Origin of the sequence: Actinomycetospora lemnae (assembly GCF_028737315.1) — a bacterium.
In the GTDB taxonomy this organism is placed as follows: domain Bacteria; phylum Actinomycetota; class Actinomycetes; order Mycobacteriales; family Pseudonocardiaceae; genus Actinomycetospora; species Actinomycetospora lemnae.
The window spans coordinates 140,691-166,165 of the sequence record NZ_JAQZAO010000005.1; the positions used below are offsets into that span (position 1 = coordinate 140,691).

The 25,475-nt window shown below is 75.0% G+C and carries 24 protein-coding genes and 1 tRNA gene; 9 read left to right on the forward strand and 16 right to left on the reverse strand.

The window, feature by feature from the left end:
• Positions 1–7 precede the first annotated feature (7 nt).
• Positions 8–589 carry a G/U mismatch-specific DNA glycosylase gene (mug, locus tag PGB27_RS12830; protein WP_408630055.1) on the reverse strand — a complete coding sequence of 194 codons (582 nt, stop codon included), beginning with the start codon at positions 587–589 and terminating at the stop codon, positions 8–10.
• Positions 590–703: 114 nt separating this feature from the next.
• On the opposite strand from mug, the gene PGB27_RS12835 reads away from it, so the two are divergent.
• Positions 704–1,006 carry a hypothetical protein gene (locus PGB27_RS12835; protein WP_274200754.1) on the forward strand — a complete coding sequence of 101 codons (303 nt, stop codon included), beginning with the start codon at positions 704–706 and terminating at the stop codon, positions 1,004–1,006.
• Positions 1,003–2,406 (forward strand): alpha/beta hydrolase, encoded by a 1,404-nt coding sequence (locus PGB27_RS12840; protein ID WP_274200755.1) that lies wholly within the window; start codon positions 1,003–1,005, stop codon positions 2,404–2,406. Before PGB27_RS12835 ends, PGB27_RS12840 begins: the two co-directional genes overlap by 4 nt.
• A 103-nt stretch (positions 2,407–2,509) precedes the next feature.
• On the opposite strand, the gene PGB27_RS12845 is transcribed toward PGB27_RS12840, so the two are convergent.
• Positions 2,510–3,286 carry a hypothetical protein gene (locus PGB27_RS12845; protein ID WP_274200756.1) on the reverse strand — a complete coding sequence of 259 codons (777 nt, stop codon included), beginning with the start codon at positions 3,284–3,286 and terminating at the stop codon, positions 2,510–2,512.
• A gap of 163 nt (positions 3,287–3,449) precedes the next feature.
• Between PGB27_RS12845 and PGB27_RS12850 the strand changes: the two genes are divergently transcribed.
• Both PGB27_RS12850 and PGB27_RS12855 read left to right on the forward strand, forming a co-directional pair.
• Positions 3,450–3,977: a peptidylprolyl isomerase gene (locus PGB27_RS12850; protein WP_274200757.1), complete on the forward strand. Its 528-nt coding sequence runs from the start codon at positions 3,450–3,452 to the stop codon at positions 3,975–3,977.
• Between the two features lie 25 nt (positions 3,978–4,002).
• The gene (locus PGB27_RS12855) at positions 4,003–4,881 is read left to right on the forward strand and encodes a rhomboid family intramembrane serine protease (RefSeq protein WP_274200758.1); all 879 of its coding nucleotides are present in this window, start codon (positions 4,003–4,005) and stop codon (positions 4,879–4,881) included.
• On the opposite strand, the gene PGB27_RS12860 is transcribed toward PGB27_RS12855, so the two are convergent.
• A complete protein-coding gene (locus tag PGB27_RS12860; RefSeq protein WP_274200759.1) occupies positions 4,789–5,322 on the reverse strand; it encodes a PH domain-containing protein in 534 nt (177 codons plus the stop codon). The genes PGB27_RS12855 and PGB27_RS12860 overlap by 93 nt on opposite strands.
• Positions 5,323–5,371: 49 nt before the next feature.
• Entirely contained in the window at positions 5,372–5,626 is a 255-nt protein-coding gene (gene crgA / locus PGB27_RS12865; RefSeq protein ID WP_274200760.1) for a cell division protein CrgA, read from the reverse strand.
• A gap of 76 nt (positions 5,627–5,702) precedes the next feature.
• Here crgA and PGB27_RS12870 point away from each other — a divergent pair, with 76 nt between their 5' ends.
• Entirely contained in the window at positions 5,703–6,353 is a 651-nt protein-coding gene (locus PGB27_RS12870) for an aminodeoxychorismate/anthranilate synthase component II (protein WP_274200761.1), read from the forward strand.
• A gap of 3 nt (positions 6,354–6,356) precedes the next feature.
• Here the strand turns inward: PGB27_RS12870 and pknB are convergent, their stop codons facing one another.
• The 7 genes from pknB to PGB27_RS12905 all read right to left on the reverse strand — a co-directional run bounded on the left by pknB (position 6,357) and on the right by PGB27_RS12905 (position 16,164).
• Positions 6,357–8,303 (reverse strand): Stk1 family PASTA domain-containing Ser/Thr kinase, encoded by a 1,947-nt coding sequence (gene pknB, locus PGB27_RS12875; RefSeq protein ID WP_274200762.1) that lies wholly within the window; start codon positions 8,301–8,303, stop codon positions 6,357–6,359.
• A 2-nt stretch (positions 8,304–8,305) separates the two neighbouring features.
• Complete coding sequence (locus PGB27_RS12880) at positions 8,306–9,718, reverse strand: protein kinase domain-containing protein (RefSeq protein WP_274200763.1); 1,413 nt, start codon at positions 9,716–9,718, stop codon at positions 8,306–8,308.
• On the reverse strand, positions 9,718–11,199 hold the full coding sequence (locus tag PGB27_RS12885) for a peptidoglycan D,D-transpeptidase FtsI family protein (protein WP_274200764.1): 1,482 nt from the start codon (positions 11,197–11,199) through the stop codon (positions 9,718–9,720). Before PGB27_RS12885 ends, PGB27_RS12880 begins: the two co-directional genes overlap by 1 nt.
• On the reverse strand, positions 11,196–12,842 hold the full coding sequence (locus tag PGB27_RS12890) for an FtsW/RodA/SpoVE family cell cycle protein (protein WP_274201088.1): 1,647 nt from the start codon (positions 12,840–12,842) through the stop codon (positions 11,196–11,198). Before PGB27_RS12890 ends, PGB27_RS12885 begins: the two co-directional genes overlap by 4 nt.
• Positions 12,843–12,916: 74 nt before the next feature.
• Positions 12,917–14,296, reverse strand: a complete 1,380-nt coding sequence (locus tag PGB27_RS12895; protein ID WP_274200765.1) for a PP2C family protein-serine/threonine phosphatase — start codon at positions 14,294–14,296, stop codon at positions 12,917–12,919.
• A 76-nt stretch (positions 14,297–14,372) separates the two neighbouring features.
• Positions 14,373–14,855: an FHA domain-containing protein FhaB/FipA gene (locus PGB27_RS12900; RefSeq protein ID WP_274200766.1), complete on the reverse strand. Its 483-nt coding sequence runs from the start codon at positions 14,853–14,855 to the stop codon at positions 14,373–14,375.
• A 19-nt stretch (positions 14,856–14,874) separates the two neighbouring features.
• Positions 14,875–16,164, reverse strand: a complete 1,290-nt coding sequence (locus PGB27_RS12905; protein ID WP_274200767.1) for a DUF3662 and FHA domain-containing protein — start codon at positions 16,162–16,164, stop codon at positions 14,875–14,877.
• A 172-nt stretch (positions 16,165–16,336) separates the two neighbouring features.
• Here PGB27_RS12905 and PGB27_RS12910 point away from each other — a divergent pair.
• Positions 16,337–16,422: transfer RNA gene (locus tag PGB27_RS12910), tRNA-Leu, on the forward strand.
• A gap of 87 nt (positions 16,423–16,509) precedes the next feature.
• Positions 16,510–17,808 carry a serine--tRNA ligase gene (serS, locus tag PGB27_RS12915; RefSeq protein WP_274200768.1) on the forward strand — a complete coding sequence of 433 codons (1,299 nt, stop codon included), beginning with the start codon at positions 16,510–16,512 and terminating at the stop codon, positions 17,806–17,808.
• A gap of 5 nt (positions 17,809–17,813) precedes the next feature.
• Here serS and PGB27_RS12920 read toward each other — a convergent pair whose 3' ends face one another.
• Both PGB27_RS12920 and PGB27_RS12925 read right to left on the reverse strand, forming a co-directional pair.
• A complete protein-coding gene (locus PGB27_RS12920; RefSeq protein WP_274200769.1) occupies positions 17,814–18,623 on the reverse strand; it encodes a thioesterase family protein in 810 nt (269 codons plus the stop codon).
• Positions 18,624–18,650: 27 nt separating this feature from the next.
• Positions 18,651–19,286 (reverse strand): antitoxin, encoded by a 636-nt coding sequence (locus PGB27_RS12925; protein ID WP_274200770.1) that lies wholly within the window; start codon positions 19,284–19,286, stop codon positions 18,651–18,653.
• 249 nt (positions 19,287–19,535) lie between these two features.
• Here PGB27_RS12925 and PGB27_RS12930 point away from each other — a divergent pair, with 249 nt between their 5' ends.
• The gene (locus PGB27_RS12930) at positions 19,536–21,041 is read left to right on the forward strand and encodes a serine/threonine-protein kinase (protein WP_274200771.1); all 1,506 of its coding nucleotides are present in this window, start codon (positions 19,536–19,538) and stop codon (positions 21,039–21,041) included.
• Position 21,042: 1 nt separating this feature from the next.
• Here the strand turns inward: PGB27_RS12930 and PGB27_RS12935 are convergent, their stop codons facing one another.
• Together PGB27_RS12935 and PGB27_RS12940 are read right to left on the reverse strand one after the other, a co-directional pair.
• The gene (locus PGB27_RS12935; protein WP_274200772.1) at positions 21,043–21,375 is read right to left on the reverse strand and encodes a DUF397 domain-containing protein; all 333 of its coding nucleotides are present in this window, start codon (positions 21,373–21,375) and stop codon (positions 21,043–21,045) included.
• A 55-nt stretch (positions 21,376–21,430) separates the two neighbouring features.
• The gene (locus PGB27_RS12940) at positions 21,431–22,486 is read right to left on the reverse strand and encodes a helix-turn-helix domain-containing protein (protein ID WP_274200773.1); all 1,056 of its coding nucleotides are present in this window, start codon (positions 22,484–22,486) and stop codon (positions 21,431–21,433) included.
• Positions 22,487–22,629: 143 nt separating this feature from the next.
• On the opposite strand from PGB27_RS12940, the gene PGB27_RS12945 reads away from it, so the two are divergent.
• Positions 22,630–23,034, forward strand: a complete 405-nt coding sequence (locus PGB27_RS12945; protein WP_274200774.1) for a hypothetical protein — start codon at positions 22,630–22,632, stop codon at positions 23,032–23,034.
• A 14-nt stretch (positions 23,035–23,048) separates the two neighbouring features.
• Here PGB27_RS12945 and PGB27_RS12950 read toward each other — a convergent pair whose 3' ends face one another.
• Positions 23,049–25,406, reverse strand: coding sequence for a glycoside hydrolase family 65 protein (locus tag PGB27_RS12950; RefSeq protein WP_274200775.1), 2,358 nt, complete (start codon positions 25,404–25,406; stop codon positions 23,049–23,051).
• Between the last annotated feature and the right edge of the window lie 69 nt (positions 25,407–25,475).

Here is a 25,475-nt window from a genome sequence, read left to right on the forward strand (position 1 = left end):
CCGTTCTCTATCCGGTCGCCTCCCGCAGCTCCCGGAACGCCGCCGCGAGCGTCGCCGGCGTCTGGTGGGCGTTGAGGCCGCTGGGGTTCGGCAGCACCCAGAGCCCGGTGTCCCCGAGCGTGCGCTCCTGGCGGCCGGCGGCGGCGCGGCGGTCGGCGAACGCCACGCGGTACGCCCCGATCCCGACGACGGCGAGCCACGCCGGGCGGACCTCGGCGACCAGCTCCCGCAGCCGCTCCCCACCCGCGACCAGCTCGGCGTCGTCGAGCTCGTCGGCCCGCGCGGTGGCCCGGGGGGCGACGTTGGTGATACCGAGGCCCAGCGACGGCAGGAGGTCCTGCTCGGCCGGGGAGAAGCGGCGCGGCGTGAACCCCGACGCGTGCAGGGCGGGCCAGAAGCGGTTCCCGGGCCGGGCGAAGTGGTGGCCGGTCAGCGCGGACACCAGGCCCGGGTTGATGCCGCAGAACAGCACGCGCAGCGGGGGGTCGTCGGGGCCGGGCAGGACGTCGGGCAGCAGGCGCGAGCGGGCGGCCTCGAGCTCCGCGGGCGTGGGCGTGGTGCGGACGGTCCTGCGGTCGGGGGACGGCACGCGCGCGAGTATCGCCGTCCCCAGGACGGCGGGCGCCGTCCCGATCCGCCGTTCGCGTCCCCAGCCCGGACGGGACCCGGGATCCGGGCCGGGTCGCGCCACGTCGAACGAGGTGTGGACGATCAGGACGGGCTCGGGGTGCGGCCCGCGGAGCTGCAGGCAGCGGGTGCGGTGTGCGTCGCCGCGGCCGAGGAGGCGTCGGCCGCGGGGCCGGCGGAGGCGGTGCGCGAGGTGGCGGTCCTGCCCGCGGGGCGGGCGGCGTCGGCGGCCGCGGCGCTGGCCGACCGGTGGGAGGCGGCGGTCGGTCGGTGGTGCGACGACCTCGCCGTGCACGGCGAGGCGCTCGACCTCGCCGCGGCCACCTACCGCGCCGGGGACGACGACGCGGCCGGCGTGCTCGGGGGCGGGACGCCGTGACCCCGGCCGTCGCCGCCGTCCGCCTGCTCGCGGCACGGGCCTCCCTGGCGCGGGCGGGGGAGGTCCTCGCCGGCGAGGTGCCGGGCTGGCGCGGCGCCGCGGCCCGGGATGCGCAGGAGGCGCGCGCGGCCCTGCGCCGGCGGCACGAGGACCTGCTCGCCGACCTCGACGGGGTGCTCGCCGCCCTCGGGGCCGCGACACTGGCGCTGGCCGGGGGCACCCCGCCGCCCGCGGTCGACGCGGCACTGGCGCTCGCCCTGGACGCCGCCGGCCGCGACGTCGACGCCGCGCCGCCGACCACCCCGACCGGCGCCCTCGACCCCGGCGGCGTGGCCCGGTGGTGGGCGGGCCTCGACCCCGGGGCGCGGGCGGCGCTCGAACGTGACCGCCCGGCCCTGGTCGGCGGCCTCGACGGCCTGCCCGCCACCGTCCGCGACCGCGCCAACCGCCGGCTCCTCGCCGTCGAGCAGGGCCGGGCGCTCGAGGAGGAGCGCGCCGTGCGCGAGCGTCTGGCCCGGGTGCGCGACCCCCTCGGGCTGGTGACCACCGCCTGGCGTCTGCGCGAGGTCCGGGCCCGCCTCGCCCGGTTGGGCGCGGTCGCCGCGGCCGTCGACCGGCCGGGACGCGCCCTGCTGGACCTCGAGGTCGACCCGCACCCGGAGGACGGCGAGGGCGTGCGCGCCGCCGTGGCGCAGGGTGACGTCGACACCGCCGCGCACGTCGGTGTGTTCACGCCCGGCTTCACCACCGGCGTCGACGAGCTCCCGCGACGCCTCGAGGAGCTCGACGCCCTCGCCGCCTCCGCCGGGCCGGGCACGGCGACGGTCGCCTGGTACGGCTACGACGCGCCCCAGGTGGACGAGGTGGCCGAGCCCGACCGGTCGGTGCTCGGCCGCGGCCCCGCGGAGGAGGGCGGGCGGCGGCTGGCGTCGTTCCTCGACGGGCTGGACGCCGCGCGCCCCGAGGGTCGGCCCGACGCGCACGTCACCGCGGTCGGGCACTCCTACGGCTCGGTGGTCACCGCGGCGGCGCTCGCTCCGGGCGGCGCGACGGGGGTCGACGACGTCATCCACCTCGGCAGCCCGGGCGTCGGGGCGGCGCCGGGGCGTCCCCCGGGCCACGCGTGGGTGGTCGAGGCGGCCGGCGACCCGGTGGCCGACACCGGCTGGTTCGGTCCGGACCCCAACCGGATGCCCGGCGTCACCGGGCTCTCGGCGCGCGAGGTCGCGTTGCCCGACGGGCGGGTGCTCGCCGCGTCCCGCGGCCACGTCGGCTACCTGACACCGGGGAGCACGAGCGCGACCAACGTCGGGGCGGTCGTCGGCGGGCGCCCGCAGGACACGGTGCTCGACCGGGGCGTCGGCGCCGGCGACCGGCTGCGCCGGGTCTTCGGACGATGAAGCGGCGACCGAGCGCCGACAGAGCGGTCGCCGGACGCGAACGGCCCGCTCCCGGTCCGTGGACCGGGAGCGGGCCGTGCCGACGAGGGTGGCGGGAGCGGACCTACTCCTTGCCGCCGGTGGCGGGCTTGTCGGAGGAGACCGCGCCGTTCGGGCTGGTGCCGGACACCGCGTCGGTGGACGTGCGGGTCGGGATCTCCTGGCTGCTGGCCTGGCCCGGCGCCACCGGGGCCTCGGTGGTCACCGGGCGCGGACGCGGCGCGGGCGGCGGCGGGGGCGGGAGCTCCGGCTCGCGCCGGGTGGCCACGACGGCGATGCCCGCCCCGAGCACCGCGAGCACCACGAGCCAGAGGCCCCAGCGGCGACGCTTCTTGGGCTCCTCGGGCTCGATGCGGGCCGCGAGGTCCTTGCGCACCGAGGTCAGCCCCTCCTCGAGCTGGCCGCGCACGGTCTCGCCGAGGTCGCGGAACTCGTCGGCGCTGGTGGGGACGGCCGACTGCTCGAGGCGCTTGCGGGCGTCCTTGGCGTACGCCTTGGCCTGCTTGCGGGCCTCCTTGGCGGCCTTGTTGGCGCGCTTGCGGGTCTCCTCGCGAGCCTCCTGGGCGCGCTTGCGGGCCTCGGCCTGCGCCTCCTCGGCGCGCTGCCGGGCCTCCGCGCGGGCGTCGAGGACGCGCTGGCGGGCCTCGTCGGCCGCCCTGCGGACGTCCTTGCGCACCTCGGCACGCTTCTTCTGGCCCTGCTTGCGGGCCTTGTCGCGCTCCTTGCGGGCCTGGTCGGCGGCCTTCTGCGCACGCTTCTCGGCCTGCTTGCGGGCCTTCTGGCCCTCCTTGCGCAGATCGTCCAGGTCCTCCCTGGCGCCGATCAGAGTCTTGCTGCTCAACGACTTCACCTCACTCGTCGGTGGGCGGCCATGATGCCCCCGGCCACTGGGGTGCAAGTGCCCGACCCGCCGGGACGCCACACCCGAGGGCGAGCGAAGCGACGGGGAATGTGACCGCTACTCCATTCGAAGGTCGTGTCGTGAGGGGTGGCACGATGGGCGGGTGACCACCGCCGACACGCCGACCGCCACGCTCCACACCTCCCAGGGGGACATCACCGTCCGGCTGTACCCCAACGAGGCGCCCAAGACCGTCGCGAACTTCGTCGGTCTGGCCACCGGAGAGCAGTCGTACAGCGAGCCGAACGCCAAGGGCGGCAGCAGCGGGCCGTTCTACGACGGCACGATCTTCCACCGCGTCATCGCGGGCTTCATGCTGCAGACCGGCGACCCGACGGGCACCGGCCGCGGCGGCCCCGGCTACCGGTTCGCCGACGAGTTCCACCCCGACCTGCGCTTCGACCGGCCCTACCTGCTCGCCATGGCCAACGCCGGGCCCGGCACCAACGGCTCGCAGTTCTTCATCACGGTCGCGCCGACCACCTGGCTCAACCGCAAGCACACGATCTTCGGTGAGGTCGCGGACCAGAGCTCCCGCGACGTCGTCGACGCCATCGCGGCCACCGCGACCGGCCCGGGCGACCGTCCGGTCCAGGACATCGTGATCAACTCCGTCGAGGTCTCCTCCTGAGGAGCGGCTCCACCATGAGGACGGCGTGACGGCCCCCGGACCCGGCCCGGTGGCGGGTCCGGACGCGGCCCCGTACTGCGTGCGGCACCCCGACCGGCCCACCGCGCTCGCCTGCACCCGCTGCGGGCGTCCCGCGTGCCCCGACTGCCTGCGCCCGGCCCCCGTCGGCGCGCACTGCGTCGACTGCATCGCCGAGGCCAACCGCGCCGGCGGGAACGTCCGCCGACCCCGGGCCGCGACCGGCGGCCGCCCGGGCGAGCGACCGGTCGTGACGACGACGCTGGTCGTGGTCAACGTCGTCGTCTTCCTGCTCACGGCCGTCTCGGCCGGCAGCGTCTGGGACAACGTCGCCTCCCCGCTCGCGCAGGCCACGTGGCTCGTGCCCGCCGACGTCGCGGCCGGCCAGTGGTGGCGGCTCGTCACCTCCGGGTTCCTGCACATCGGCCCGCTGCACATCGCGGTCAACATGTTCGCGCTGTGGGTGCTGGGCCGGGACCTCGAGCTCGTCCTCGGCCAGCTGCGGTTCGCGCTGCTCTACGCGGTGTCGCTGCTCGGCGGCTCGGCGGCCGTGGTGCTCCTCGGCGAGCCCCATCGGCCCGTCGCCGGCGCGTCGGGGGCCGTGTTCGGCCTGATGGGCGCTCTGCTCGTCGTGCTGCGCCGCCTGCAGCTCAACCAGGGCCCGGCGCTGCTGACCATCGGCATCAACGTCGTCCTGAGCTTCACCATCCCGGGCCTGTCGCTGCTCGGGCACCTCGGCGGCCTCGTCACCGGCGTGCTCGTCGCGACGGTCCTGGTGCACGGACCGGCGCGGTCACGCCCGAGCGCCGGGCTCCTCGCCGTCGGCGGGATCGCCGTCGTCCTGCTCGTCCTCGTCGCGGTCCGGGCCCTGACCCTCACCGGTTAGCCGCCGCCCCGCCCGCGCCCGGTGCTGCTGGAGGGCGTCGGCGACCTCGACCGGGTCGGCGCCGAGCTCGAGGCGCCCGAGCACGAGCAGCCGTCCGGGGTCGGGGCCCTCGTCGCGGACGTCCACCTCGAGGTACGACGCGGGCAGGCCCATCCGGCGCATCCGCACCGACCGCACCGCGTCGACGCGCGTCCACGGCCAGGCGTGCCGCCCGCCCACCCCGCGCAGCGCGAGCCCGTCGTCGTCGGCCCGCAGCCGCGGCCGGGCCAGCGCGCCGAACACCGCCGAGCCGGCCAGCGCGAGCGCGGCGAGGCCGGTGAGCAGGCGCCCCGGCGGGTCGGTGGCGGCCACCGCCCAGGCCCCGAGCCCGAGGGCGCCGACCAGCCCGAGGACGACCGCCGGCCAGGGCGCGGCCCACGCGGTCGGACGGTCCCCGCTCACCTGTCCACAGGGTTCATCCACAGCGGTGGACGAATGACATCGGTGTGGTTCAGCGCCACCGCATGGTCATCAGCAGCGAGACCACGATGAGCCCGAAGCCGATGAGGAAGTTCCACGCGCCGAGGTCCTGCATGAACGGGATCGACTCGGAGGCGAGGTAGTTGACCACCAGCCACGCGAGCCCGAGGAGCCCGACGCCGAGCATGATCCCGACGTAGAGGGGGTGCGACGGCCCGGCGGGCGCGGGCCCGGCCTTCGGGGGCGGGGTGTAGGCCGGCTTGCGGCGGACCTTGGACTTCGGCACGTCGGCTCCGATCGGCGAGGCTCTCGGCCGCAGTCTAGTGGACCCCGAACGATCACCGTCCCCGTACGCTGGACGGATGCGCGTCCTGGTCGTCGACAACTACGACAGCTTCGTCTACAACCTCGTCCAGTACCTCGCGCAGCTCGGTGCCGACCCGGTCGTGCGCCGCAACGACGTCGACGGCGTGGTCGACCTCGTCGACGAGGTCGACGGCGTGCTCGTCAGCCCGGGCCCGGGGACGCCCGAGGGCGCCGGCGCGAGCACGGAGGTCATCCGCCGCTGTGCCGCCGTCGGCCGCCCGATGCTCGGCGTGTGCCTCGGCCACCAGGCCCTCGGCGCCGCGTACGGCGGGGTCGTCGAGCGCGCGCCGGAGCTGCGTCACGGCAAGACCTCGCTGGTGCACCACGAGGGCGCCGGCGTGCTGGCCGGGCTGCGCACCCCGTTCACGGCGACCCGCTACCACTCGCTGACGGTGCTGCCCGACACGCTGCCCGCCGAGCTCGAGCCCACCGGATGGACCGACGACGGCGTGCTCATGGCCATGCGCCACCGCGAGCTGCCGCTGCACGGCGTCCAGTTCCACCCCGAGTCGGTGCTCACCGAGGACGGCCACCGGCTCCTCGCGACGTGGATGGACCTCAGCGGCCACCCGGTCGACGACGGCGTGGTCCGCGACCTCACCGAGGGCCTGCGGGCGCTGGCCGTCGCCGCCGCCCCGCCGGCCTGACGGTCAGTTCCCGCCGGGGAACAGCCCGCCGCCGTCGTCGCCCCCGGGCTGGTAGCGGCCGACGACGACCGCCACGCTCGACCCGGGATCGGCGGTCGAGCCGGCGGACGGGTTCTGGCTGAGGATCTTCCCGTCCTGGGACGGATCGTTGACCGCCTGCGAGGTCCGCTGCAGGTTCCCACCGCGGAATCCGGCGTTGACCAGCGTCTGCACCGCCTCGGAGGGCAGCTGCCCGACCAGCGACGGCACCTGCACCTGGCCCTCGCCGCCCCGCGACACCCGCAGCGTCACCGTCGAGTTGCGCGGGACGGTGGATCCGGAGCCCGGGTCGGACGCGACGACGGTGCCCGCGGCCCCGCTCCCGTCGACCTCGGTGACCTCGACCTGCAGCCCCACGCCCTCGAGGGTCGTCGTCGCGGTCTGGCGGTCCTGGCCGACGACGTCGGGCACGCGCAGCGTCTCGCGCTCGCGCCCGATCGTCAGCTGCACCGGCGTGCCCGGCGCCAGGAACTGGCCCGGCGCCGGCTCCTGGGCGAGCACGCGGCCGATCTGGCGCGAGTCGTCGACCTCGCGCTGCTGGGGGACCGGTGCCAGGGTCAGGCCGAGGCGCTGCACGCTCGCCTGCGCCTCGTTGGCCGTCTGCCCGGTGAGGTCGGGGACCTGGACGCGGTCGGGACCGCGCCCGACCCGCAGCTCGACGACGCTGCCCGGCGGCACCTCGAGCCCGCCGCTCGGGTTGGTCGTGACGACCTGGCCCACCTGCTCGGGCGTCGACGCCACGGGCACGACCGTCGGGCGCAGGCCCGCGGTCGACAGGGTCTGCAGCGCCGCGGCCTGCTGCTGGCCGACGACGGTCGGCACCGCGACGGTGTTGGCCCCCGGCGAGAACAGAAAGTACGCCCCGACCAGTGCCGCGAGCAGGACGAGCACGCCGACGAACCCGAACGCCCGCCGGCGGCCGCGCCGGCGGCGCGCCTCGGACTGCTCGGCCTGCCACGCGGTGAAGTCGTCGACCTCGTCGACGGGACCGGTGGCGCGGGCGACCGGCTGGCTGCCGGTCATGTACTCGGTGCGCTCCTGCTCGGTCATCACCATCGGCGCGCCCACCCGCTCGCCGGACAGGACGCGGTAGAAGTCCTCGCGCATCTCGTCGGCGGTCTGGTACCGGTTCGACGGGTTCTTGGCCAGCGACTTCAGCGTGATCGCGTCGAGCTCCGGGGGCACCCGCGGGTTGATCTCCGACGGCGCGGGCGGGTCCTCCCGCACGTGCTGGTAGGCGATCGCGACGGGCGAGTCCCCGGTGAAGGGCGGCCGCCCGGTGAGCAGCTCGAAGAGCACGCAGCCGGTGGCGTAGACGTCCGAGCGCGCGTCCACGGACTCACCGCGGGCCTGCTCGGGCGACAGGTACTGGGCGGTGCCGATCACCGCGGCGGTCTGGGTGACCGCGGGCTGGGCGTCGGACAGCGCGCGGGCGATGCCGAAGTCCATCACCTTCACCGCGCCGGCCGGCGTGATCATGATGTTGGCCGGCTTCACGTCGCGGTGGATGATCCCGTGACGGTGCGAGAAGTCGAGCGCCGCGCAGACGTCGGCGAGGACCTCGCAGACCCGGAAGGGCTCCATCGGCCCCTCGGTCTTGACGATGTCGCGCAGCGTCCGCCCCGCCACGTACTCCATGACGATGTAGGGCAGCGGCACGTCGTCGCTGGGCGCCTCGCCCGTGTCGTAGACGGCCACGATCGCGGGGTGGTTCAGCGCGGCGGCGTTCTGGGCCTCGCGGCGGAACCGGATCTGGAACTGCGGGTCGCGGGCCAGGTCGGCGCGCAGGACCTTGATGGCCACGTCCCGGCCGAGCCGGACGTCGCGGCCGCCGTGCACCTCGGACATCCCGCCGTAGCCGAGCGCGGGCCCGAGCTCGTAGCGGTCGGACAGGAGCCGTGGGGTCGTCATCCTCAGAACTCCTGACAGGTGACGGTCACGGTCTCCCCGCGCGGGACCTCGCCGGTCGGCGAGAGGTAGAGCACCCGGCAGCGCGACGGGTCCGACGGCTCGCCGCCGAGGATCGTCGCCACCTCGGGGTCGAGACCCGACTCGCGCAGGGCGGCCGAGGCCACCGAGGCGGGGCGCCCGACGTAGTCCACCGGGTTGACCGACACCCCGTTCGCAGCGGACGAGGACGTCGTCGTGCGTGAGCTCCGCGTGGTCGTCGGGCTCGGTGTCGTGGTGGTCGACGACGCCGTGGTGCTCGCGGCCGGGGGCGGCGGGCTCGACGTCTCGACCGAGTTCATCACCCAGATCACGCCGGCGATCAGCAGCAGCGCGACCAGGGCGAGCGCGGCGACCGTGCCCCACGGCCCGCGGCGCCGGGGCTCCTCGGGCCGCGACGCCCAGCGGTCGGGACGCTCGGCCCCGCGCGGCGGCGACGGCTCGCGCGACATGGCGGGCGCGACGCGCGTGGCCGGGTTGACGCGCTCGGTGGGCGCGTTGCCGCTGCCGGGCAGCGGGAGCGGCTCGCCCCGGCGGACCGCGCCGACGGCGTGCGCGAACTCGCCGCCGGTGGCGTAGCGCTGGCGCGGGTCCTTGGCGAGCGTCGCCTCGATGAGCTGGCGGACCACCGGCGGGACGTCGTTCGGCAGCGGGGGCAGCGGGTCGCGGATGTGCATCATCGCGACCGTGACGGCGTTCTCCGACAGGTACGGGCGCCGCCCCGCGAGGCACTCGTAGCCGACGACGCCCAGCGAGTAGACGTCGGACGCGGGACCCGCGTCGCCGCCGCCGGCCTGTTCCGGCGCGATGTAGTGCGCCGTGCCCATGACCATGCCCGAGCGCGTCACCGGCGCCGCGTCCACGGCCTTGGCGATGCCGAAGTCGGTGATCTTCACCTGGCCCGTCGGCATCACGAGGATGTTGCCGGGCTTGACGTCGCGGTGGACCAGCCCGCGCTCGTGCGCCGCCTCGAGCGCCCACCCGGACTGCTCGAGGATGTCGAGCGTGTAGTCGACGCCCAGGCGCCCGTGGACGGCCAGGATCTGGGCCAGCGGCTCGCCGCGCACCAGCTCCATGACGAGGTACGCGGTGGGCACCTGCACGGTGCCGTTGGCCGTCTGCCACTCCGTGGTGGTCTCGCCGTAGTCGTGCACCGCGGTGATGCCCGCGTTGTTCAGCGAGCCGGCGGTGCGGGCCTCGGTGCGGAAGCGGTGCAGGAACTCGGGGTCGCCGGTGAGCTCCGCCTTGAGGATCTTCACGGCGACGGTGCGCCCGAGCCGCGAGTCCTCGGCCTCCCAGACCTCGCCCATGCCGCCGACCGCGATGCGCCGGCCGAGCCGGTAGCGGTCGCCGATGAGCGAGCCGGTGGTGGGCGCCATCAGCCGTCGCCCCTCAGCGCCGCGGCGATGACCGCGCGGCCGATCGGCGAGGCCACCGAGCCACCGGTGGCCTCCTCACCCCGGTTGCCGCCCCGCTCGACGATCACCGAGACGGCGATCTGCGGGTTGGGCACCGGGCCGAAGGCGTCGTACCAGGTGTGCGGCGGGTTGGTCTTCGGGTTCGCGCCCCACTCGGCCGTGCCGGTCTTGGACGCGATCTGCACGCCGGGGATGCGGCCCTGGCCGGAGCCGTTGTTCTCCGACCCGATCATCAGCTGGGTCAACGTGTCCGCAGTGGCCCGGGAGAACGCGCGGCCCGTGCTGTCGGGCTCGGTCTGCTCCACCGTCGAGAGGTCCTGGCCCTGGATCTGGGCGACGGTGTGCGGGGCCGTCGTGACGCCGCCGTTCGCCACCGTCGCGGTGATCATCGCGTTCTGCAGCGGTGTCAGGCGCACGTCGCGCTGCCCGATGCCGGACTGGGCGAGGGAGGCGCCGTCGTCGAGGTCGCCGACCTCCGAGGCCTGGACCGGCATCGGGACCGTCAGCCCGGGGTTGCCGAAGCCGAGCGACGTCGCCATCTGCCGCAGGCGGTCGGCGCCCACCTGCACCGCGAGGTTCGCGAACGGCCCGTTGCAGGACTTCGCGAACGCCGTGGCGAACGGCACGGTGGCCCCGGGGCCGCACGGCTTGCCGTCGTAGTTCTCCAGCGTCGTCGTGCTGTCCGGCAGCGTGATCCGCGGCGCCGCGGTCACCGGGGCGTCGGGGGTGATGAGCCCGGCCTCGAGCGCGGCCGCCGTGTTGACGATCTTGAAGGTCGACCCGGGCGGGTAGGTCTCGCTGATCGCGCGGTTGGTCAGCGTCGGCGGGTCGTCCTCGGTGAGCTCGTTCCAGGCGTTCTGCTGCGTCGTGCCCGAGTGGCTGGCCAGCGGGTTCGGGTCGTACGACGGCGTCGACACCATCGCGACGATCTCGCCGGTCTGCGGCCGGATCGCGACGACCGAGCCCTGGTAGCCGCGGGAGGTCATCGCCTCGTACGCGGCGCGCTGCACGCGCGGATCGATCGAGAGCACCACGTTGCCGCCCGCCGGGTCGCGCCCGGTGACGGCGTCCGAGATGCGGCGCACGAACAGGCGGTCGTCGGTGCCGTTGAGCACCGGGTCCATCGCCCGCTCCATGCCGCCCGCGCCGTAGATCTGCGAGTAGTAGCCGGTCACCGGCGCGTAGAGCGGCCCGTCGGTGTACTGGCGCAGGTAGCGCAGCCGGTCACCCGGGTCGGGGCTCTGGACGCTCTGGGCGAGCACCTCGCCGCCGGCCGAGATCTGGCCGCGCTGGCGGGCGTACTCGTCCAGCAGGACGCGGGCGTTCCGGGGGTCCGCGCGGTACTCGTCGGCCTTGACGACCTGGATCCAGGTGGCCTGACCCAGCAGCAGCAGGATCAGCACCATGACCGCGAGGGAGACCCGTCGCAGCGGGGTGTTCACTCTCCTCGGGTCCTTCCTCGCGGGGCCGGGCCATGGGGGGTGGCGCCGTGGTGGCCGCCCGGTCCGGGACCGGCGTGACCGGCGTGACCGTGGCCGGCGTGACCGGGGGGTCCTGCCGCTCCGCCCTGTCCTGCCGCTCCGCCCTGTCCTGCGGGTCCTGCCGGGCCGGCGGTGGCCTCCTGGTGGCGCACGCCCTGTGGCGGGGTGCGCACCTGGTCGCGCGAGACCATCTCGGTGCTCGCCTCGGCCAGCGGCGCGAGCGGGCTCTGGGGGCCCGCCGGGGTGCCGGGGCGCTTCTCCTGCGCGGGCTGGCGCGCCGCGTTCGACACCCGCAGGACCAGCGCGACGAGAGCGTAGTTGGCGACGAGCGACGACCCGCCGTAGGACACGAACGGCGCCGTGATGCCGGTGTTCGGGATGAGGTTGATGACGCCGCCGACGACGACGAACACCTGCCAGGCGATCGCCCAGCCGAGGCCCGCGGCGAGCAGCTTGCCGAACGTGTCGCGCACGGCCAGCGCGCTGCGCATCGCCCGCGTGGCCAGCACGCAGTAGATGACCAGCAGGGCCGCGAGCCCGACGAGCCCGATCTCCTCGCCGAGCGAGGTGAAGATGAAGTCGGTGCTCGAGAAGGGCACGAGCTCGGGGCGCCCGGCGCCGAGCCCGGTGCCGCCCATCCCGCCCGTGGCCAGCCCGAACAGGCCCTGGCTGACCTGGAAGCCGCGGCCGTTGTAGTCGGCGAACGGGTCGAGCCACACCGAGACGCGGACCTGGACGCGCGAGACGAACGTCCACGCGGCGAAGGCGCCGGCGCCGAAGATCGTGAGGCCGATGATCACCCAGGAGATGCGCTCGGTCGCCACGTACAGCATCACGAGCACGATGCCGAAGAACATCAACGACGTGCCGAGGTCGGACTCGAAGACGAGGACGGCCATCGCGACGCCCCAGGCCACGAGCAGCGGCCCGAGGTCGCGGGGCCGGGGGAACGTCATCCCGAGGAAGTGCTTGCCGGCGCTGGTGAACAGGTCGCGCTTGACCACCAGGAACGACGCGAAGAAGACGACGAACAGGATCTTCGCGAACTCACCGGGCTGGATGCTCGCCGGGCCGACCCGGATCCAGATGCGCGCGCCGTTGACCTCGGAGAGCGAGGCGGGCAGCACCGCGGGCAGGGCCAGCAGGACCAGCCCGACGAAGCCCGCCGTGTAGCCGTAGCGGGCGAGCGTGCGGTGGTCGGGCACGAGCCAGAGCACGCCGACGAAGAAGACGAGCCCGATCGCGGTCCAGCCGACCTGGCGCACCGCCTCCTGGGCGGGCTCCTCGTTGCCGAGGCTCGCCGCGCGGGCGATCCGGGCCAGGTCGATCCGGTGGATCATCACCAGCCCGATGCCGTTGAGCAGCGCGGCCAGGGGCAGGACCAGCGGGTCGGCGTAGGGCGCGAACTTGCGCACGGCGAGGTGCGCCAGCGCGAGCAGCGCCAGGTACGCCGCGCCGAGGTAGAGCAGCGCCCAGGTGAGCTCCTGCTCCTGGTTGGCCTCGACGAGGACCAGCGCGCCGGTGGTGATGACGGCGGCGAACGCGAGCAGCGCGAGCTCGACCCCGCGGCGCGTGGAGACGGCGGCCGCGACGGCCGGCCGCATCGCCGTGCGGTCGGCCGGGCGCTCGATGCCGGGCACCCCGGGCGCGCCGGCACCGGGAGCGGTGGGGCGCGTCATCACGGGACCCGGCAGTCCCGGCCCGGGACCTGCGGCTCGGTCGGCGCGGGCGACGCGACGGGCGCCTGGCCGGCGGCACCCGGCGTGCCGGGCACGGCCGTCGGCGCGGCACCGGCGGCGGGGGGCACGGCACCCGGGACGGCGCCGGGCACCGGCGCGGGGACCACGGGCTCGCACGGCGGGAGCATCTGCTCGGTCCGCAGCCGGTCGACCGTCTGCTGGGCGCCCGGGAGGTCCTCGACGCGGATGCCGTCGCCGGCGAGCTGCTGGCGCGCGACGGGCGTCAGGTCGGCGACGCGCACGCCGGAGTCCTGGGCGACGCTCTGCAGCGAGACGCCGAGGAACGAGCCGGGCACGCCCTGGTAGATGACGACGGTGTCGTCGTCGCCGGCGACGTAGTACTGGCTCGAGACGTAGATGGTCGCGGCGAGCACGGCGATGCCGGCGAGCGCGACGACGGCCAGCGCGGCGAGGGCCAGGCGCAGGCGTGCGCGGCCGGGCCGGCGGCGCGGGGACTCGGAGGCGACGGGCGCGGGGCGCGGCTCGGGCTCGCTGCGGGTCAGCGTCGCCGCCGACGCGCGCGCGGCCGCGGAGTCGCCGGGCGGCGGGTCGGCGCGGCCGTCGCCGGCGGCGCCGCCGTAGATGGGGTCGTGCTCGCCGTAGTCGACGTCGACGACGTCGGCGACGATGCAGGTGACGTTGTCCGGGCCGCCGCCCTTGAGTGCGAGCTCGATGAGGCGGTCCGAGCAGTCCTGCGGGTCGGGGATCGTCAGCGCGTCGGCGAGCGTCTCGGCGCTGACCACGCCGGACAGGCCGTCGGAGCACAGCAGGTAGCGGTCGCCGGCGCGGGCCTCGCGCACGGTCAGGGCGGGCTCGACGTCGTGGCCGGTGAGCGCGCGCAGCAGCAGGGAGCGCTGGGGGTGGCTCGCGGCCTCGTCCTCGGTGATCCGGCCCTCGTCGATCAGCGACTGCACGAACGTGTCGTCGCGCGTGATCTGCGTGAGCACGCCGTCGCGGAAGAGGTAGGCCCGCGAGTCGCCGACGTGGACCATGCCCAGCCGGGTGCCGGCGAAGAGCACCGCGGTCAGCGTCGTGCCCATGCCGTCGAGGTCCGGCTCCTCGGCGACGAGCTCGGTGATGGCGTCGTTGCCCTGGGCGGTGGCCTCGGCGAGCTCGCCCAGGAGGTCGTCGCCGGGCTCGTCGTCGTCGAGCGGCACGAGCGCGGCGATGACCAGTTTCGAGGCCACCTCGCCGGCCGCGTGTCCGCCCATGCCGTCGGCGAGGGCGAGCAGGCGCGGGCCCGCGTAGACCGAGTCCTGGTTGTTCTGCCGCACCAGGCCCCGGTCACTGCGAGCGGAGTAGCGCAGCACCAGGGTCACGGGTCGATCCTGCACGGGAGGGGACAGGGCGTCGTCACCCGGGTCCGGATGGGGGGCCGACGGTGCGGCGAGCTGGTCATGAGCGGAGCTCGATGACCGTCTTGCCGATCCTGATCGGGGTGCCCGCGGGGACCCGGGTGGGTCCGGAGACCTTGTTGCGGTCGAGGTACGTGCCGTTGGTCGACCCGAGGTCCTCGACGTACCAGTCGTCGCCCGACTGGGAGATACGGGCGTGGCGGGTCGACGCGTAGTCGTCGTCGAGCACCAGCGTCGAGTCGTCCGCCCGCCCGATCATGATCGGACGGCCGTCCAGGGCGATGCGGGTGCCCGCGAGGGCGCCGGCGGTGACGATCAGGGCACGGGGCCCCGAGCGACCGCCGCCGCGGGCCGGCTTGGACGTTCCCCCACGTGTCGAGGGACGTCGGCCGCCGGGCGCCGCGGCCCGCAGACCCGAGGCCGCGTACAGGTCGCTGCGGACGACCCGCAACGCGGCGAGGACGAACAGCCACAACAGGGCCAGGAATCCGGCCCGCGTGATCTGGAGGACGAGTTCGGGCACGCCGACGGGCCTTCGGGCCTCAGCCCTGCGCGCGGAACAGCAGCGCGGAGTGCCCGACCCGGATGGTGTCGCCGTCGGCGAGCTGCCAGGTCTGCACCGGCGTGCCGTTGACCGTCGTGCCGTTGGTCGACCCGAGGTCGGACAGGGTGGCCTGCTGGCCGTCCCAGTTGATCTCGAGGTGGCGACGCGAGACACCCGTGTCGGCGAGGCGGAACTGGGCGTCCTGGCCGCGGCCGATGACGTTCGAGCCGTTGACCAGCTGGTAGGAGCGGTTCGAGCCGTCGTCGAGCGTCAGCGACGCGGTCATCTGGCGGGTCTGCACACCGCCGTAGCCGCCGCCCTGCTGGCCGTACTGGTCGTAGCCGCCCTGCTGGCCGTACGGGTCGTACCCGCCCTGGCCGTACTGGCCGCCGTAGCCGCCCTGCTGGCCGTAGGGGTCGTAGCCACCCTGCTGCGGGTAGCCGCCCTGCTGCGGGTAGCCCTGCGGCTGGCCGTACTGGTCGTAGCCGGGCTGGCCGTACCCCTGCTGCTGGTAGGGGTCGTAGCCGGGCTGCTGGCCGTAGCCCTGGGGCTGGCCGTACTGGTCGTAGCCCTGCTGGCCGTAGCCCTGCTGCCCGTACTGGTCGTAGCCCTGCTGGCCGTAACCCTGCTGGGGGTAACCGCCCTGCTGGCCGTAGGGGTCGTAGCCGCCCTGCTGCGGGTAGCCGCCCTGCTGGGGGTAGCCCTGCGGCTGGCCGTACTGGTCGTACCCGCCCTGCTGGCCGTAGCCCTGCTGCGGGTAGCCCCCCTGCTGCTGCGGGTAGCCGCCCTGCTGGCCGTAGGGGTCCTGCGGGTAGTTGCCGTCGCGACCCTGCTGGTCGTCCGGGTAGCGGCCGGGTGCCTGACTCATGGGCTGTTCTCCTGCGGATCGGGGGCTCGCGGCCCGTCGCCGCGACGCGTCGGGGTCAACGGACGACCTGGTGCGGAACTGTCCCGTGTGCAGCGCGTCGGAACGCTCCAGAGAGACTACGACCTCACCGTATGTCTCCCACCCGCCCTCTGTGAGGTGCTCCTCCACGACCTCGATGAGCGAGTGGGTGATGGTCTCCTCGTCGCCGGCCAAACGTTCGTGGTCTGCGGGACTGAGCACCACCGTGTACTGATTGGGCGCCAGGCGACGCCCACCTGCCAACTCTCGCACGCCGTCCTCCGCCTCGCGGCGAAGGCCCTGTGCGATCTCCTGCGGGACGACCTTGCCACCGAACACGCGTGCGAAGGCGTCACCCACCAGTCCTTCGAGCTTGCGCTCGAAGCGCTGTGCGCGCCCCACCGCGATCCCTCCTCGTCCGACGCTCGCGCGGTCGTCCCGTCCCTGCTGCCCCATCCGGAGTGTCGCCACACCGGCCTGGAGGCCTCGATGGTATCGGTCGCCTCCTCGCCGGTGCCGACCTCCTTCCGAGCGCGTCGGAGGGCCCGTGCTAGCGTCGTCGCCAGATCACTCCGGGCGAGTGGCGGAATGGCAGACGCGCACGGTTCAGGTCCGTGTATCCGGAAGGATGTGGGGGTTCAACTCCCCCCTCGCCCACCAGCACGCAGGGCCCCGGTCGTGACCCACGGCCGGGGCCCTTCGTCATCCCGGGCCCCGACACGCCGCCACCCGGAGAGGACCGACGCGATGCACGACGCACGCCTCCTGCTCGAGCTCGGTGACGAGGCGGTGCGCCGCCTCGATCGCCGGGGCTACAAGCTCGACCTCGCGGGGCTGGAGGCGATGTCGTCGCGGCGCGCGAGCGCGATCGGCAGGGTCGACGAGCTGCGCGCCGAGTCCAAGCGGGCGGCCGCCGAGGTCGGGAAGGCGGCGAAGTCCGGCGCGTCGTCCGAGGAGGTCGACGCGCTCAAGGAGCGGGCCCGCGAGCTCAAGGAGCGCATCCGCGAGGCCGAGGACGAGGTCGAGGCCGCCGAGGCGGCACTGCGCGACCTGCTGCTCGTCATCCCGAACCTGCCGGCCGACGACGCCCCCGACGGCGACTCCGAGGACGACGCCGTCGAGGTGCGCCGCGTCGGCGAGCCCCCGGCGTTCGGGTTCACCCCGCGCGACCACGTCGACCTCGGCGAGGCCATGGGCATCCTCGACTTCGGGCGGGCGGCGAAGCTGTCCGGCGCCCGGTTCTCGATCGCCCGCGGGCCGGGCGCGGCGCTGGAACGCGCGATCGCGTCCTTCTTCCTCGCCCTGCACACCGGGCGGCACGGCTACACCGAGTTCTCGCCGCCGTACCTCGTCACCGGGCAGACCATGACCGGCACCGGTCAGCTGCCCAAGTTCGAGGAGGACCTGTTCCGCACCGGCACGGGCGACCGGGACCTCTACCTCATCCCCACCGCCGAGGTGCCGCTGACGGCGCTGCACGCCGACGAGATCCTCCCGGCCGAGACGCTGCCGCTCGCCTACACGTCCTGGACGCCGTGCTTCCGCTCCGAGGCCGGCTCCTACGGCCGCGACACCCGCGGCATCCTGCGGCTGCACCAGTTCTCCAAGGTCGAGCTGGTGCGCATCTGCGCCGCGGAGGAGTCCCGCCGGGAGCTCGAGGTGATGCTCGGCCACGCCGAGACGTGCCTGCAGGAGCTGGGCCTGGCCTACCGCGTCATCCGCCTCGCCGCGGGCGACATGGGCTTCAACGCCCAGCTCACCTACGACATCGAGGTGTGGCTGCCCAGCCAGGACACCTACCGCGAGATCTCGTCCTGCTCGGACTGCGGCACGTTCCAGGCCCGACGCTCGGGCATCCGCAGCAAGGACGCCCACGGCGGGCGAGGCCAGGTGGCGACGCTCAACGGCTCGGGCCTGCCGATCGGGCGCACGATGGCCGCGATCCTCGAGCAGTGCCAGGAGCAGGACGGCTCGGTGACGCTGCCCGAGGTGCTCGCGCCGTACGCGGGCTTCCGGCGGATCCTCGCCGACGGCACCACGGAGTAGCGCTCCTACCGCCGGATCGCCGCCAGCTGGTGGGCGTGGCCGACCAGCCGTCCGGCGGGGTCCCAGACGCGGCACGACTCGTGCATGCGGTCGGCGCCGGCGTGCTCCACCCACTGCGTGACCCGCAGCGGGCCCGGCGCGGGATCGGCGACCACGTGCGCCGAGAGCGACATCGTCGGCGACCAGCCCAGCACGCCCATGTCGAACGTGGCCGGCGGCAGGACGTCGAGCACCACCAGCAGGCCCTCCGTCGTCCAGGGCTCGCCGGAGTCGAGCGCGGCCCAGCCCGAGATGCGGCCCTCGCCCGACGGCGCGCCCCGCAGGAAACCGGTGGTGCGCGGGTCGAGGCGGGTGTCGACGACGTCCATGATCGGCAGCGAGCCGCGGCCGTCGTCGGTGCTCGACGGGCTGCGCGGGCAGTCGTCGAACGGCGTGAGCTCGGGCGGCGCGGGCTCGACGTCGTGCGGTGACGGCGTCGCGGCCGGCCCGAGCACGCACGCGGCCTCGACGGCCGGCCCGCCCTGGTCGAGGCGCACACGCAGCTGCGAGGCCCCGCGCCCGAGCCGCAGCACCGTGACCTCGAGGGACGCCGGGCCCGGTTCGGGGGCCTGCAGGAACGTGCCGGTCACCGCCTGCGGGCAGGTGTGCTCCGGGCGCTGCACGGCGACGGCGTCGCGCGCGGCCCGGGCCAGCACGGCGAGCAGGTAGCCCCCGTGCAGCTTCGGGCCGATGCTCCACTGCTCGTCGAGGAGGACGGTGTAGCGCCCCGGCTCCTCGGTGGGCTCGGGACGGGTGGCCTTCTCGAACTCAGCCACGCGCGGCCCCGGTGGGTGTCGCCGGCCTCACGACTGCGGCGGGCGCGGCCAGTCGGCGGCTCCGCCGTCGGGGTCGCGCGGCGGGTGGGTGGGGCGGCCCGGGTCGGTCGGGGTGTCCGAGGGCGGGGGCCCGGAGCGTCCGGAGGTGGGCGGGCCGACGGGGCCCGTGGGCGGGTCGCCGACGCCGCCGGGGCCGGCCGTCGAGGCGCCCGGGCCGGCGGGCGCGCCCTCGGCGTGCGGCGGGGTCGGGTCGCCGGCGCCCGCGTCCGGCGCGCTGGGGGTCTGGGTGCCGGGCGGCTGGTTGCCCGAGGGCCGCGAGCCGGGGGTGCCGGCGGTGCCCGTCGGGCCGGCCGTGCCGGGGGTGCCGGGCGTCCCGGGCGTGCCGGAGGCCCCGTGCTCGGTGCCGTCGCCGGCCGCCGCGCCGGGGGCCTGCGGCTCGCCCGTGCCCTGCTTGGCCGCCCAGCCGACGCCCTCGCCGACCTTCGCCTCGGCCCGGCCGATCTGCTCGGAGTACTTCCCGCCGGTCTTCTGGTCGACCCAGCGTGCGGCCTTGCCGACGGCGCCGAGGATGCTCTGCTCGTTGTCGGCGACCTTCTTGCTGGCCGTCTCGCGCAGGTCGTTGGCGAACTGCTTGCCCTGCTGCACGTAGTCGTCGCGGCTCATCGGTCCTCCACGGGTCCGGTGGGGCTCTGGATCGGCACGGTACCCGCGGGATCGCCCACCCCACACCCTCGTGAGGGGGCCCGCGGCGGGGGCGGAGGTATCGCGGCGGGAGGGCGGTACGGCAGGGTGGCCGTCGGTCGCGGCGAGCGGCCAGGCACGATGGGTGGGTGGACCCGGAGGAACCGGGCCCCTGTGACTGACGACGAGCCGGCACGCCGCCGGGTGCAGGGAACGAGGAGGCGCGCGGGCGTGAGTTCGACGGAGGCGGGTCCGCCGCCCACCGTGGGCGGCGGCCGCTACACCCTCGGCGACCTCATCGGGCGCGGTGGTGCGGCCGAGGTGTTCCGCGCCCGCGACGAGCTGCTCGGGCGCGACGTCGCCGTCAAGCTCTTCCCCGCCGGGGTCGGCGAGGCCGACGAGTCCCGGCGCCAGCGCGAGGTCCAGACGCTCGCGGGGATGAACCACCCCGGCCTGGTGACGATCTACGACGTCGGCCAGGAGCGCGACCGCGCGTACTTCGTGATGCAGCTCATCGAGGGCGAGTCGCTCGCCGACCGCATCCGCGGCGGCCCGCTCGCGCTCGGCGACGTCGTCGCCCTCGGCGCGGCCCTCGGCGACGCGCTCACCTACGTGCACCGCCACGGCGTGGTCCACCGCGACATCAAGCCCGGCAACGTGCTGCTCGACATGGACGGGCGCCCGCACCTGTCGGACTTCGGCATCGCGGTGCTCGCCGACGCCACGAACATCACCGCCACCGGCATGGTCATCGGCACGGCGTCCTACCTGTCGCCGGAGCAGGTGCGCGGCCAGCAGGTGGGACCCGCGTCCGACGTCTATGCGCTGGGCCTCGTGCTGCTCGAGTGCATCACCGCCCGCCGCGAGTACCCGGGCAACGCGCTCGAGGCGGCCGTCGCCCGCCTGCACCGCGCGCCCGAGATCCCGCCGGACCTGCCGGCGCCGCTCGGCAACCTGCTCGCGGCGATGACCCTCGACGAGCCCATGGAGCGCCCCACCACCGAGCAGGTGGTCGGCGAGCTGCGCATGATGGCCCGCGAGGCCGGGATGGACGCCCAGACCGTGCTGGCCCCGGCGCCGGTCACCGGCAGCGGCGCCATGCGCACCACCGCCATGGGCCCGGGCACCGGCGCGACCGGCGCGACCGCGTACGCCCCGATGGGCGGGACCGCGAGCGGGCCGACCCGTGCCATGGGTACCCCGCCCGGCGGCTACGGCCCGGCCGGGGCCGCGGCGGGGGCCTACGGGGCCTACGGGGCCACCGGCGCCTACGGCGCGGCCGACCCGACCGCCCTCGTCGGCCCCGACGACCCGCGCACCGGCGGGGCCGCCGCCGCGCCGCGCCGTGGCCGGCGGGCCGCGGTCGTCGCGCTGCTGGCGCTGCTGCTCGCCGGCGGGGTCGGGGGCTACTTCCTGCTCTCGAACCAGGAGGAGGCGGCGCCGCCGGCGCTGCCCGTGCCCCCGCCCGTGCTGACCACGAGCAGCACGACCACCACCGAGCAGGAGACCACCACCCGCTCGCGGCGCACGACCACCCCGCCGCCGACCACGACGGTCGCGCCGCCGCCGGTGACCACCCGCCCGACCACCACCACGACCGCGCCCCAGGGTGGCGGGGGCGGCGGCGCGGGTGGCGGCGGTGGCGGTGGTGGCACCGACGGCACTCCCGGGACGGACGGCACCCCGGGCGGGACCGACGACACCACCGTCGACGGCGTCCCGCCGGTCGGCGGCTAGTTCACGACAAGCCGCCGAATTCCCCGGCGAGCACGCCGCGCCGGAACGCCACCCACTCGTCGTCGCGGAAGTGCAGCACCGCACCCGAGGCGGTCTCGTGCACGACGCGCGCGTCGTCCTCCCCGACCGTCACCTCGACGGCGCCGTTGGCCGAGGGAGCGTCGCGGGCGACCTCGTCGAGGAACGCCGACCACGCCCGGCGGTCGAGGTGCAGCACGGCACCCTCGCCGTGCTCCTTGGTGTCGCGGAGGTAGGTGTCGCCGTCGGCCTCGAGGACCTCGACGCAGCTCGCGCCGTTGGAGCTGAAGCTGGAGGTCCGCCATCCGCGGGTCATGGGCATGTCTCCTTACACGGGGGGAGCGAGGCGGCCGCGGTGCCGGTCCCGCCGCTCAGGGGGCCAGCGCCGCCCGCCGGGCGCGGATCACCTCGAGCGAGGCGTCCTCCGGCAGCGCCGCGGAGCGGAGTCTGGCAGCGGCCGTGCGGTACCCGCCAATCCGGTCGGGATCCTGGACGTAGACCGCCCCGTCCTGGAACTCGACGTAACCGATCGATCGCGCTGCGTCGAAGTCGAGGAGCGTGAACTCGCCGTCCAGCCCGTCGTGCACCGCGACGGCGAGCGGCATCACCCGGATGACCACGTTGTCCTGCTCCGAGAGGCGCAGGAGGTGGTCGAGCTGGTCGGCCATCACCGCCGGACCGCCGACGAGGCGGTCGAGGATGGTCTCCTCGATGACCGCCTCGTAGTGCAGCGGCCGGCCCCGGTCGTGCAGCCGCTGCTGGCGGGCGAGGCGCAGGCCCACCACGCGCTCGACGTCGACGACGGGCACGCGCAGCGCGTCCTCGAGCAGCGCGGTGGCGTACGCGCGGGTCTGCAGCAGGCCGTGGAGCAGCAGGGGCTCGTAGGCGAACGCGGCCGTGGCCAGGCCCTCGAGCCCGACGAAGGTGCGCAGCCAGTCGGGCACGACGTCGGCGAACGGCGCCCACCACGTGCCACGGTCGGCGTTCGAGGCCAGCGAGGCGAGCCGGCCGATGTCGCTCGTGGCCGCACCGTAGGACTGCAGGAGCCGCACCACCTCGTCGGGCCGCTGCTGGTTCTTCCCCTGCTCGAGGTAGTTGATCTTCGCGTGCGTGCAGTCGAGGACCCGCGCCGCGGCGGTCTGCGTGTGCCCCGCCTGCTCCCGCGCCGCGCGGAGCTCGTGGCCGATGAGCCAGCGCAGGGCGCTGGGGTCCGACCGGTCCGGCCCCCGCGGCGTGTCACCGCTGCTGGGTCCAGCTCCGCTGCGCTGCGTGTCCCGGTCGACGGGTCCAGCTCCGCTGCGCTGCGTGTCCCGGTCCACGGGTCCAGCTCCGCTGCGCTGCGTGTCCCGGTCCACGGGTCCAGCTCCGCTGCGCTGCGTGTCCCGGTCCACGGGTCCAGCTCCGCTGCGCTGCGTGTCCCCCTGCACGCGCCGAGTCCTCCCCAGCCCCCGTTCGGCGCCGCCGGTCGGCGCCGGTCGCCCGGAAGGGTAGCCATCTCCCACGACACGAACCGGTGAACTACTCTTCCCGCTACATGTAACAGCACCGGTTGCGCGTCGTGGAGGTCTCCGTGTCCGACCCGTCCGCTGCGCCCCGCGTGCCCCCGACGGCCCCCCCGACGGTTCCCGCCACGCCCGGCGAGGCGACCTGGATCCTCCCGGCCGAGCCCGCCTGCGGCACGACGACCACCACCGCCACGGGGCACCGCGCCACGCTGACCCACTGCCGCTGCGGGCTCCCGGTCGGCGGCGACGGCTACGACGTGTCCGTCGACCCCGAGCCCCCCGACGTCGTGTCGGTGACCGTGCTCGGCCAGGTCCCGGGCGTCGCCCGCTGGGACCGCGGCACCGACGGCCTCTGGTACCCGGCGCGCTCGCGCTACCAGGCGCCGACGCCGCCGGTGCCCTGGCGCGCGCTCGGAGTCTGCGCCGCGCGCCGGCGGCACCGCATCGTCCCGGTGCGCCGGGTGGGCTGACCGTCGGGATCGCCCTACGAGTGGCGGCGGAAGAGCGGCGCGCGTCCGGGCGGCTGCTCGACCTCGCCGACCGCCGGCGGGGGCGGCACGTCGAGGGTCACCGGCTCGTCGGTCGACACCGTGAACTCCTCGCCGTGGTGGGCGAGGTCGAGCTCGTCGCCCTTCTCGAGCGAGTAGGTCGCCCGCGAGCCCTCGATCGCCACGTGCACCGAGCGTCCCCGCCACTGGATGCGGAAGCGCAGGCCGGACAGCGCCGCGGGCAGGCGCGGCGCGAAGGTCAGCCGCCCGTCGTGGGTGCGCATCCCGCCGAGGCCCATGACGATCGAGGTCCACGCGCTGCCCAGCGCCGCGAGGTGGACGCCGTCGCGCACGTTGTGCTCGAGGTCGGCGAGGTCCATCTGCGCCGATTCGCACAGGTAGTCGTAGGCCAGGTCCATGTGGCCGGTCTCGGCGGCCATCACCGCGAGCGTGCCGGGGGACAGCGACGAGTCCCGGACGGTGATCCGCTCGTAGTAGACGAAGTTGTCGTACTTCTGCTGCGGGGTGAAGGCGTCCGGGCACTGGACCATCGCCAGCACCAGGTCGGGCTGCTTGACGACCTGCTTGCGGTACAGGTCGAAGTACGGGTAGTTGAGCAGCAGCGGGTAGTGGTCCTCCGGCGTGTGCTCGAAGTCCCACACGGCGTGGCGGGTGAAGCCCTCGCTCTGCTGGTGCACGCCCAGCGCCTCGTCGAACGGGATCACCATGGCGGTCGCGGCGGCCCGCCAGCTCGCGACCTCCTCCGGGCTGACGTGCAGCCGCTCGGCCTCGCGCGGCCAGCGCACCGCCACGTCGGCCGCCCCGCGCAGGTTCTTCTGCGCCATGAGGTTGGTGTAGACGTTGTTGTCGGCCACCGCGGAGTACTCGTCGGGGCCGGTGACGCCGTCGATGCGGAAGGCGCTGTCGCTGTCGTGGTGGCCCAGGGAGCGCCACAGCCGCGCGGTGGCCACGAGCAGGTCGACGCCGACGGTGCGCTCGAACTCGCGGTCGTCGGTGGCCGCGACGTAGCGCATGACGGCGTCGGCGATGTCGGCGTTGACGTGGAACGCCGCGGTGCCCGCCGGCCAGTAGCCCGAGCACTCCTCACCGTTGATCGTCCGCCAGGCGAACGCGGCGCCGTCGAGCCCGAGGTGGGCGGCGTGGGCGTAGGCGATGTCGAGCGTCGAGTGCCGCCAGCGCAGGGCGTCGGCGGCCGCTCGCGGCTGGGTGTACATGAACACCGGCAGGACGAACGTCTCGCCGTCCCAGAAGCTGTGGCCGTCGTACCCCTGGCCGGTCAGGCCCTTGGCGCCGATCGCCCGGTGCTCGGCCCGCGCCCCGGCCTGCAGCACCTGGAACAGGCAGAACCGCAGCGCCTGCTGCAGGCGCGGGTCGCCGTCGATCTCGAGGTCGGCCTTCTCCCAGAACGCGTCGAGGTACTCGCGCTGCGCCGCGAGCAGGCCGTCCCAGCCGGTGTAGACCGAGGCGTCGAGCGCGGCCTCGACCTGGTCGACGATCGCGGGCTGCGAGCGCTGGCTCGACCACCCGTAGGCCATGTACTTGACGACCCGCAGCGTCTGCCCGGGCTTCAGGCGGGTGATGACCGTCGTGCGTCCGACGTTGTTCGAGCAGGAGCTCGTCACCTGCGCGTCGTCCGGGCCGAAGACCTGGTGCTCCATGGCCGCGCCGACGCGCAGCTCGGACCGCCGGGTCTGGTGGGTCATACGCGCGCCGTGGCTGGAGTTCGAGTGGTGCTCGGGCACGAGCACGTCCTGCAGTGCAGCCGCCACGCGCGGGTCGCCCTCGATGACCGGCATCTGCTCGTTGGCGAAGAGCTCGGACTGGACGACGAGCAGCGCCTCCGAGCCCGCGTCCTCGGGGACCCCGACCTCGTAGGAGATCGCCGCGACCGCGCGCTGGGAGAAGGACACCAGGCGTGTCGAGGTCACCGTGACCCGCTGCCCGTTGGGCGAGGTCCAGTCGACGTGGCGGGTCAGGGTGCCGGCGCGCATGTCGAGGGTGCGGTGGTGCGCGTGCAGCTCCCCGTAGCGCACGTCGAGGGGCTCGTCGTCGACGAGCACCCGGATGAGCTTGCCGTTGGGGACGTTGACGAGAGTCTGCCCCTCGTCGGGGAAGCCGAAGCCGCCCTCGGCGTGCGGCAGCGGGCGGGACTCGAAGAACGAGTTGAGGTAGGTGCCGGGCATCGCGTGCGGCTCCCCCTCGTCGAGGTTGCCGCGCATCCCGACGTGCCCGTTGGCCAGCGCGAACAGCGACTCGGTCTGCGGGAGCGCGTCGAGGTCGACGCGCGGCTCGTGCACCGTCCACGGGTCGACCCGGAAGGCGTTGGTGATCACGGGAGCTCCTCGTCAACTCCGGACGCGCGCACCGCGCCCCTGGGCCCGCCGGAGGTCCTCTCCTCTCCC